Genomic DNA, 7,596 nt, shown 5'->3' on the forward strand with positions numbered 1-7,596 from the left:
GGTCGGCCGCGGCGGAGCTGGACGTGCCCAGCCCCGGGATGCGGGAGGGGGTCGCGGTGCCGGGGTCGCCGGCCTGCCGCAGGGACTCCCAGATGTTCTGGTACCAGGCCGCGGACGGCTGCGGGACGCTCGCGGCGGCCTGCTGCGGGGGCACCGCGTCGGCGTCGCCGTCGCCGTCGACGACGTAGGGCACCTCGCCGGGCTCGACGTACTGCAGCCGCTGGCGGGCCTGGGTGGTGACGTAGGCGTCGTCGCGCCAGCGGGCCTGCTCGGCCTGCGCGGCCGCCAGGTCCTGCTGCTGCTGGCTGATCCGGGCGTTCAGCCGGCCGATCTCCGAGCGCTGCTCCAGCCACTTCTGCCAGCTGGGCACGAGGAAGACGGCCAGCATGAGCACGACGGCCGCCAGCACGAGGGCGCGCGGGCCGCGGGTGCGGCGCCGGTCGGCCGCCGCCTCCACCCGCCCGGCAGCCGAGCGCGACGCGGACGCGCCCCGCACGGGTGGGGCCGCGCGGAGCGGTCGGACGTCGCGTCGCCATGGGTCCAGCTTCTCCCGGGAGGGCGCCCCGAGCGCTCAGGCGCGCCCGGTGAAGCCCGCCGAGCGGGGGAAGGCGCGGGCGCCGGCGTAGCGGCCGGCGTCGTCGAGCTCCTCCTCGATGCGCAGCAGCTGGTTGTACTTGGCGACGCGCTCGGAGCGGGCCGGGGCACCGGTCTTGATCTGGCCCGAGCCCACCGCGACGGCGAGGTCGGCGATCGTGGTGTCCTCGGTCTCGCCCGAGCGGTGGCTCATCATGGTGCTGAACCCGCTGCGGTGCGCCAGGTCCACCGCGTCGAGGGTCTCGGTGAGCGAGCCGATCTGGTTCACCTTCACGAGCATCGAGTTGCCCGCGGACAGGTCGATGCCCTTCTGCAGGCGCTCGGGGTTGGTGACGAACAGGTCGTCGCCGACGAGCTGCAGCTTGTCGCCGAGGGCGTTGGTGATGTGCTGCCAGCCCTCCCAGTCGTCCTCGGACAGCGGGTCCTCGACGGAGACCAGCGGGTACTCGGAGACCAGGCCCTCGTAGTAGCCGGTCATCCACTCCGCGGAGCGCTTCGAGCCCTCGAAGTCGTAGCCGCCCTCGCCGTGGAACTCCGTGGCCGCGACGTCCAACGCGAGCGCGATGTCGGAGCCGACGGTGAAACCGGCCTTGCCGATGGCCTCGACGATGAGGTCGAGGGCGTCCTTGTTGCTCGGCAGGTCCGGGGCGAAACCGCCCTCGTCGCCCAGGCCGGTGGCGAGCCCGCGCTGCTTGAGCACCGACTTCAGCGCGTGGTAGGTCTCCGCGCCCCAGCGCAGCGCCTCGCGGAAGGAGGACGCGCCCACGGGCGCGATCATGAACTCCTGGATGGCCACGCCGGTGTCGGCGTGGGCGCCGCCGTTGACGATGTTCATCATCGGCACCGGCAGCAGGTGCGCGTTGGGACCGCCGAGGTAGCGGAACAGCGGCAGGTCGGCCGCGGCGGCCGCGGACTTGGCGACGGCCAGCGAGACGCCGAGCACGGCGTTGGCGCCCAGGCGGCCCTTGTTCGGGGTGCCGTCCAGGTCGAGCATGGCCTGGTCGATGATGCGCTGCTCGTGGGCGTCGTGGCCGACGAGCGCCGGCCCGATCTCCTCGATGACGCTCTCGACGGCCTGCTCGACGCCCTTGCCGAGGTAGCGGGCCGCGTCGCCGTCGCGGCGCTCGACGGCCTCGTGGGCGCCGGTGGAGGCGCCCGAGGGCACCGCCGCGCGCGCGAACGTCCCGTCGTCGAGCAGGACCTCGACCTCGACGGTGGGGTTTCCGCGGGAATCCAGGATCTCGCGAGCTCCGACGGCCTCGATGGTGGCCACGCGCACTCCTCGTGCTTGTCGACGTCGTCTGGGTGGTGCGGCCCGAGCCTAGTCGCAGCGCGGCCCGCCGCGGCGACCCCCCGGCGCCGGGAGCGCGGGTGCGCGAGGATCGGCGCACGCGCGGGCACCGCGCCCGCGAGCACCGACGGGGAGGACCACGATGAGCGAGGGCGACAACGCCTGGCGGATCGAGATCGACGGGCAGGAGCACGAGGTCGACGTCGACGTCGCCACCATGTCCGGCAAGATCGTCGTCAGGCTGGACGGGAAGGTGCTGGAGGAGGACCGGATCTGGTTCTCCGACAAGCAGATCAACTTCGAGCTGGGCGGCCGCGAGGTGGTGGTGGAGGTCGACCTGGCCTACGGCGGCTTCGCGACGCGCTCCTCGCTGCGCCTGGACGGCCGCCACGTCGAGCCGCTGCGCCGCTAGCGCCGCTCAGCGCCGCTCAGCCCTGCAGCAGCTGCCAGCCCAGCCGGCCGGCGCCCACCAGCCCGGACATCCGCGGCAGCTGCGAGGGCGTGATGCGCACGTCGGCCAGGTGCGGGTACACGGCCAGCTCGGCGTAGGCGCGCCGCAGCGGGTCGAAGAGCACCTCGCCCGCCGAGGCCACGCCCCCGCCCACGACGACGTCGCAGAGGTCGAACAGCGCCGCCGCGGACAGGAACGCCGAGGCCAGCGCCCGGGTGCCGGCGGCGATGACGTCGGTGGCGACCGGGTCGCCGGCGCGGGCGTCCGCGGTCAGCGCGCGGGCGTCGGCGGCCTCGCCGCTGCGCCAGCCGCGCGCCTGCGCGGCGCGGACCATGGCGGGCCCGCTGGCGTAGGCCTCGACCACGCCCAGCGCCCCGGAGCCGGGCAGCAGCTCGCCGTCGAGCACCACGCCGACGTGGCTGATGAACCCCGCGTTGCCGGACTTGCCGGCCAGGATGCGCCCGTCCAGGACGATCCCGCCGCCGATGCCGGTGGAGACGACCACGCCCAGCACCGAGGGCGAGCCGGCGGCGGCGCCGATCCACTGCTCGGCCGCCGCGAAGCACTGCCCGTCCTGGGCCAGCGCCGCGCGCACGGGCCGCCCCAGCGCCCGCGAGGCGGCGGCGGCCACGTGCTCGGTGAGCGGGAAGCCGCGCAGCGAGGGGATGTTCACCGGGTCGACGGTCCCGCGCACGGCGTCGACGGGCCCGGCCGAGCCGATGCCGACGACCTCGGCGACCTCGGCGGCCTCCACGCCGTGCGCTCCGGCGTCGGCGACGACGTCGGCGACCAGGCCGGTGAGCGCGCGGGCGACGGCGGCCGCGTCGCGGGCGTCGGTGGGCACCTCGCGCTCGGCCCGCACCCGCCCGTCGGCCGCCACCAGGCCCGCGGCGATCTTGGTGCCGCCGATGTCGAGGGCGAGGACGCAGGGCCCCGCGGGCGCGTCCGCCGCGAGGTCCGGGGCGTCCGGCACGGGCGTCGGCACGGGTTCCCGGGCGGGGGTCGGCGGCGTCGTCGGCGTCGTCGTCACGCCGGGAACCTACCGACCCGCCGCACCGCGGGCGGACTCCGCCGCGCGGGCGGCGCCCTCCAGGCGCCGGGTCGCGGTGCGCAGCGCCGCCTCCGGGTCCAGCCCCGCGGCGTGCGCCTGCGCCACGAGGTCGAGCAGCCGGCGCCCCAGCGCGTCCTCGTCCAGCTCCGGCGGCGCGGCCACCGGCTCCGCCAGGCCGGTGCGCTGCAGGCGCCCGAGGACCTTGTCGGCGCGCGCCAGCGCCGGCAGCTGCAGCGGGACGCCGTCGAGCACGCTCTCGCGCCGCTTCTCGGTCGCCTTGATGGCGTCCCAGCGCCCCTGCAGGTCCTCGGCGGCGACCTCGTCGGCGAACACGTGCGGGTGGCGCCGCTCGAGCTTGGTGACGATCGCGTCGGCGACGTCGTCGATGCCGAACGGCTCCTCGGCGTCCTCCTGCGCCACCCGGGCGTGGAAGACCACCTGCAGCAGCAGGTCCCCCAGCTCCTCGCGCAGCTCCTCGCGGGTGCCGCTCTCCACGGCGTCCACGACCTCGTAGCTCTCCTCGAGGAGGTACCGCAGCAGCGAGGCGTGCGTCTGGCGGGCGTCCCACGGGCAGCCGCCCGGCGAGCGCAGCCGGTCCATGACGGCGACGAGGTCGAGCAGCCGGGAGCCGGCGGGGGTGGGGTCGCTCACCGGCCGCACGCTACCGGCGCCTCAGCGCGCGCCCGCGGCCACCGCGGCCGGCTGCTCCAGCAGCACGGCGTTGACGAACTCGGTGGCCCAGGCGAGCACCTCGGCGTCGCGCAGCGGCTTGCCGCCGATGCGCGCGGTCATCGGCGCGGGCACCAGCGCCACCGACAGCGCCGGCTTGAGCAGGGTGCCCGGGTACAGCCGCTTCAGCCGCAGCTCCCTGGACTCCGGCAGGTCGATCGGCGCGAAGCGGACCTGCTTGCCCTGCAGCGAGACCTCCCGCAGCCCGCCGCGGCGGGCCGCGATGCGGAACGTGGCGACCTGCAGCAGGTTGAGCACCGGCTGCGGCGGGGTGCCGTAGCGGTCGACGAGCTCGGCGTGCAGCTCGACGAGGTCGCTCTCGGAGTCGGCGGCCGCCAGCCGCCGGTAGGCCTCCAGCCGCAGCCGCTCGCTGGGGACGTAGTCGTGCGGCAGGTGCGCGTCGACCGGCAGCTCGATCTTGACCTCGGTGGGTTCCGGCTCGGCGTCGCCCTCGGCCCCGGGCACCTGGTTGCGCACGTCGGCGACGGCGTCGGCGACCATGCGCATGTAGAGGTCGAAGCCGACGCCGGCGATGTGGCCGGACTGCTCCCCGCCCAGCATGTTGCCGGCGCCGCGGATCTCCAGGTCCTTCATCGCCACCGCCATGCCGGAGCCGAGGTCGGTGTGCTGGGCGATCGTGGCCAGCCGGTCGTGGGCCGTCTCGGTCATCGGCTTGTCCGGCGGGAAGAGGAAGTAGGCGTACGCGCGCTCGCGGCCGCGCCCCACGCGCCCGCGCAGCTGGTGCAGCTGCGACAGGCCCATGGTGTCGGCGCGCTCGACGACCAGGGTGTTGGCGTTGGAGATGTCCAGGCCGGTCTCCACGATCGTCGTGCACACCAGCACGTCGAACCGCTTCTCCCAGAAGTCGAGGACGACCTGCTCGAGGCGGTGCTCGCCCATCTGCCCGTGGGCGGTGGCGATGCGCGCCTCGGGGACGAGCTCCTTCAGGTGCGCGGCGGTCCGCTCGATCGACTGCACCCGGTTGTGGATGTAGAAGACCTGCCCCTCGCGCAGCAGCTCGCGGCGGATGGCGGCGGCGATCTGCTTGTCCTCCTGCCCGCCCACGTAGGTCAGGACGGGGTGGCGCTCCTCCGGCGGGGTCGCCAGCGTCGACATCTCGCGGATGCCGGTGACAGCCATCTCCAGCGTGCGCGGGATCGGCGTCGCGCTCATCGCCAGCACGTCGACGTTGGTGCGCAGCGTCTTCAGCGCCTCCTTGTGCTCGACGCCGAAGCGCTGCTCCTCGTCGACGACGACGAGGCCGAGGTCCTTGAAGCGGATCTCCCCGCTCAGCAGGCGGTGGGTGCCGATGACGACGTCGACGGAGCCGTCGGCCAGGCCGGCGATCGTCGCCCTGGACTCCGCGCCGGGGGTGAAGCGCGAGAGCGGCTTCACCGTCACCGGGAACTGCGCGAAGCGCTCGGCGAAGGTCTTGAAGTGCTGCTGCACCAGCAGCGTCGTCGGCACGAGGACCGCGACCTGCTTGCCGTCCTGGACGGCCTTGAACGCCGCCCGCAGCGCGATCTCCGTCTTGCCGTAGCCGACGTCGCCGCAGATGAGGCGGTCCATCGGGACCGGCTTCATCATGTCGGCCTTCACCTCGTCGATGCTGGCCAGCTGGTCGGGCGTCTCCACGTAGGGGAAGGCGTCCTCCAGCTCGCGCTGCCAGGGGGTGTCCGGGCCGAACTGGTGGCCCTTGGTGGCCATGCGCGCCGAGTACAGCTTGATGAGGTCGCCGGCGATCTGCTTGACGGCCTTGCGGGCGTTGCTCTTCGTCTTCGCCCAGTCCGAGCCGCCCATCTTCGACAGCGTCGGCGTCTCGCCGCCGGTGTACTTGGTGACCTGGTCGAGGGTGTCGGTGGGCACGAACAGCCGGTCGCCGGGCTGGCCCCGCTTGCTGGGGGCGTACTCCAGCACGAGGTACTCCCGCGTCGCGCCCTGGACCGTGCGCTGCACCATCTCCACGAAGCGGCCGACGCCGTGCTGCTCGTGGACGACGAAGTCGCCGGGGCGCAGGGTCAGCGGGTCGACGGCGTTGCGCCGGCGCCGCGGCGCCATCCGCCGCATGTCCTTGGTCGACTGCCCGCCGACGCCGGTGATGTCGGCCTCGGTCACCAGCGCCGCGCGCAGGCCCTCGGCCACGAAGCCGTGCTCGACGCTGGCCGTGGTCACGAGGACGACCGAGGGGACCGGCTCCTCGACGAGGTCGTCGACCAGCCGCGCCGGCACGTCCTCGCCGGAGAGCATCTCCACCAGCCGCTTGGCGGGGCCGTGGCCCTCGGTGGTCACCACGATGCGCCAGCCGGCCGAGGCGAGCTCGCGCAGGTCCGCCAGCGCCTTCTCGGTCTCCCCGCGGTAGCCGGCGACGTCGCGGGCGCCCACGCGCAGGATCCGCACGTCCTCCAGGTCGCGCAGGTCCTCGTCGGCGGTCAGGGAGGTGATCGACCACCACGGCCGCCCCGTCGCCTCCGCGTGCGCGCGCACCTGCGCGAAGCTCCAGAACGAGGAGGCGCCCAGGTCCACGGGCGCGGCACCGCCGACGGAGGCGTTCATCCAGGCCGCCTCGAGGAACTCCGCCCCGGTGGCGACCAGGTCGTGGGCGCGGGCGCGCACCTTCTCGGGGTCGGCCAGCACGACGTGGGTGCCGGCGGGCAGGACGTCCAGCAGCGGCTCCATGCCGTCCACCAGCGCCGGGGCCAGGGACTCCATGCCCTCCACCGCGATGCCCTCGGCGATCTTGGTGAGCACGTCGGCTGCCTCGGGGTGGGTCTGCACGAGCGCGGCCGCGCGCCGGCGCACCTCGTCGGTGAGCTGCAGCTCGCGGCACGGCGAACTCCCCGCGCCGCTCGACCATGTCCACGCGGCTGTAGGCGGCCGCCGACAGCGCCGCCACGGTGGCGTCCAGGCCGACCTCGTCGCCGGCGCGCAGCCGCACCGGCTCCAGGTCGGCCAGCCCGCGCACCAGCGGCTGCAGCACCGCGCGCACGGGCGCGACGACGACGCGGACCGCACCGGTGGTGGGGTCGTCGGAGGAGGGGTGCGCCAGGCGGCGCAGGACGGCCAGCCGCTGCGCGACGGTGTCGCTGCGCGGGGACAGCCGCTCGTGCGGCAGCGTCTCCCAGGCGGGGAACTCCGCCACGGCGTGGGCGGGCAGGTAGCAGCGCAGCCAGGTGGCGAGGTCCTCGCACTCGCGACCCGTGGCGGTGACGACGAGCAGGGGGCGCTCGGCGGCGAAGGCCGCCAGCAGCGCGGGGCGCACGCCGAGCGGCGCCACGACGTCGAGCGCCTGGCTGCCGCCCTCGCGGGCGGTCTCGACGGCCGCGCGGACAGCGGGTTCGGTGCGCAGGACGTCGAGCAGGCCGGTGAGGCTCACGAGCACTCCGTCAGGAGGGGGCGGGGGGTGGCTCCAGCCTACGTCCGGGGCCGGACACGCACCGCCCGCCGCCCGGCCCGCCGCCCCGCCCGCCGCCCGACCGGCGG

Annotated in this window: 4 protein-coding genes and 2 pseudogenes; 1 reads left to right on the plus strand and 5 read right to left on the minus strand. The window is 75.0% G+C overall.

Features of this window, described 5'->3' with window-relative positions; genetic code table 11:
• Nucleotides 1-457, minus strand: a 457-nt coding sequence (locus GTQ99_RS16770) for an FtsB family cell division protein (RefSeq protein ID WP_166616877.1), incomplete at its 3' end; no start/stop codon positions are given.
• 114 nt (nt 458-571) lie between these two features.
• Nucleotides 572-1,867 (minus strand): phosphopyruvate hydratase, encoded by a 1,296-nt coding sequence (gene eno / locus GTQ99_RS16775; protein ID WP_166616878.1) that lies wholly within the window; start codon nt 1,865-1,867, stop codon nt 572-574.
• 130 nt (nt 1,868-1,997) lie between these two features.
• On the opposite strand from eno, the pseudogene GTQ99_RS16780 reads away from it, so the two are divergent.
• Nucleotides 1,998-2,297: pseudogene (locus GTQ99_RS16780) on the plus strand (hypothetical protein); the annotation flags it as partial.
• Nucleotides 2,298-2,313: 16 nt separating this feature from the next.
• On the opposite strand, the gene GTQ99_RS16785 reads toward GTQ99_RS16780, so the two are convergent.
• The 3 genes and pseudogenes from GTQ99_RS16785 to mfd form a co-directional block, all read right to left on the minus strand.
• Nucleotides 2,314-3,366, minus strand: a complete 1,053-nt coding sequence (locus tag GTQ99_RS16785; protein ID WP_205707652.1) for an ROK family protein — start codon at nt 3,364-3,366, stop codon at nt 2,314-2,316.
• Nucleotides 3,367-3,375: 9 nt separating this feature from the next.
• Nucleotides 3,376-4,038: a nucleoside triphosphate pyrophosphohydrolase gene (locus GTQ99_RS16790; RefSeq protein WP_338075051.1), complete on the minus strand. Its 663-nt coding sequence runs from the start codon at nt 4,036-4,038 to the stop codon at nt 3,376-3,378.
• A 21-nt stretch (nt 4,039-4,059) separates the two neighbouring features.
• Nucleotides 4,060-7,489: pseudogene (gene mfd, locus GTQ99_RS16795) on the minus strand (transcription-repair coupling factor).
• Nucleotides 7,490-7,596 lie beyond the last annotated feature (107 nt).

Origin of the sequence: Kineococcus vitellinus, from assembly GCF_009906315.1 — a bacterium.
In the GTDB taxonomy this organism is placed as follows: Bacteria; Actinomycetota; Actinomycetes; order Actinomycetales; family Kineococcaceae; genus Kineococcus; species Kineococcus vitellinus.